The sequence below is a fragment of the Microcystis sp. M49636_WE2 genome, from assembly GCF_030065375.1.
In the GTDB taxonomy this organism is placed as follows: Bacteria; Cyanobacteriota; Cyanobacteriia; order Cyanobacteriales; family Microcystaceae; genus Microcystis; species Microcystis aeruginosa_C.
In genome coordinates, this window is the sequence record NZ_JASJFG010000598.1 from 1 (window position 1) to 2063 (window position 2063).

The window sequence follows — 2063 nt, forward strand, 5'->3', positions numbered from 1 at the left end:
GCGGGTAGTGGCCGGTTTAGAGAAGAAAAGCCGGGTTCTCTCGGAAAAAGAGAAGAAAATCGTCGCTTATCACGAAGTTGGTCACGCTCTCGTCGGTGCAGTTATGCCGGGGGGTGGTAAAGTTGCTAAGATTTCGATCGTGCCTCGCGGCATGGCAGCCCTCGGTTATACCCTGCAAATGCCCACGGAAGACCGTTTCCTTATGGATGATACGGAATTACGCGACCAAATTGCTACTCTTTTAGGCGGTCGGGCTGCCGAAGAAATTATCTTCGGTAGTATTACTACTGGGGCAGCTAATGACCTGCAGCGGGCGACAGACTTGGCCGAACGCATGGTGACAACCTATGGTATGAGTAAGACCTTGGGTCCCCTAGCCTACGAAAAAGGTCAACAGAATAGTTTTCTGGGAGATGGCATGATGAATCCCCGGCGTTTGGTGAGCGATGATACGGCCAAAGCGATCGATAATGAAGTGAAAGAGATTGTCGAAAATGGTCATCAGCAGGCCCTGGATATCCTTGCTCAAAATCGCGATTTACTCGAAGAAATTGCCCAAGAAATCCTCAGTAAAGAGGTGATTGAAGGGGAACAATTGCAAGCACTGCTCGAGCGCGTTAAACCCCTCGATCGAGAACCTGTTACTGTTTAGATTGATTTGATTTTTGCCTTACCCCATCTTGAAGAAAGATGGGTTTTTTGCCATTATACTAAATCCAGTTATTAAAAATTGATTATTTATTCTTCCTTTTGCCTCTCCGCAGTCCCAGAACCCTACAGCGTTCCAATTAATCTTAACCCCTATTAGAGATTGAAACTGGGAGGCAAAAATCAGCGATACTGATATTGAGATCACGATGGTGAATCCAGAAGAGCTAAAGGAGACAGAAAATGGCTAACGAAACCGTCACTTATTCCCTAGAAGCTGTTTTGACAAGGATTGAGGGGAAAATCGACTCTCTGGAAAAACGGATCGATGAGAGATTTGATCAGGTAGATGAGAGATTTGATAAGATAGAAGAACGGTTGACAAAAGTGGAAATAGGACAAGTCGAACTCAAAGGGGAGATTAAAGCCTTGGATGAGCGACTAACCACAGAAATTAAAGGGTTAACTGCAAGAGTTGCCTATCAGGAATTTACCAATCGGGGGATTCTCATCGCTCTGGTTGTAGCCATTTTAGGAGGGGCTGCTAAACTTTTTGGTTTTTTCCCCAATCCCTAACAGCGATCGCCCTAAAATGCTGTAGAATTAACTTGACAAATATTAAAACGCAGCCAAAGACTCTCTGGGAAATGCAGTTAAATAATTGGATGGCAACCTAAAAATATGAGTGAATTAACTATTCGTCCAGCTAAAATTACTGGTGTCATCCCAGATTCGATCGCCGCCGAGATAGGTTTTGAAATCGGGGATGCGCTCGTCTCTATTAATGGTAATCGTCCCCGGGACTTAATCGATTATCAATTTTTATGTGCCGATGAATTTTTAACCCTAGAAGTGCTTGATAGTCAGGGCAAAACTCACCAAGTAAAAATCGAAAAAGATTATCATGAAGACTTAGGTTTAGAGTTTGAAACTGCCCTTTTTGATGGCTTAATTCAGTGTAATAATAAATGTCCTTTTTGCTTTATCGATCAACAACCAGAGGGCAAAAGAGAAACTTTATACTATAAAGATGATGACTATCGCTTAAGTTTTCTCTATGGCAGTTATTTAACCTTAACTAATCTCACCTCAAAAGAATGGCAGCGGATCGAAAAGATGCGAATCTCACCGCTTTTTGTGTCCGTTCATGCCACGGAACCCGATCTGAGAATTCGTCTCTTAAAAAATCCCCGCGCTGGTCAAATTTTAGACCATTTAAAATGGCTACAAGCCAGACAATTACAAATTCATGCACAAGTGGTAGTTTGTCCCAATATTAATGATGGAATTCATCTCGAAAGAACCCTGTTAGATCTGGTTTCTTTTCATCGGGGAGATATTCCCTGTGTGGAGTCGATTGCCGTAGTTCCCGTGGGATTAACCCGCTTTCGTCCCCAAGAAGATGAATTAATTCC

The 2063-nt window shown here is 43.0% G+C and carries 2 protein-coding genes and 1 pseudogene; all 3 read left to right on the top strand.

All coding sequences use genetic code 11. The annotated features are described in order from the left end of the window. Window positions 1–652 (top strand): annotated as a pseudogene (gene ftsH4, locus PX484_RS13805) (ATP-dependent zinc metalloprotease FtsH4); the annotation flags it as partial. 239 nt (window positions 653–891) lie between these two features. Beyond that, window positions 892–1224: a DUF4164 family protein gene (locus PX484_RS13810; protein WP_002751577.1), complete on the top strand. Its 333-nt coding sequence runs from the start codon at window positions 892–894 to the stop codon at window positions 1222–1224. Window positions 1225–1329: 105 nt separating this feature from the next. Beyond that, on the top strand, window positions 1330–2063 hold a 734-nt coding region (locus PX484_RS13815), incomplete at its 3' end, for a PDZ domain-containing protein (protein WP_288104292.1).

Coding starts and splice junctions, on each gene's coding strand:
- PX484_RS13810 (WP_002751577.1), top strand. CDS start 892: ATGGCTAACGAAACCGTCACTTATTCCCTAGAAGCTGTTTTGACAAGG.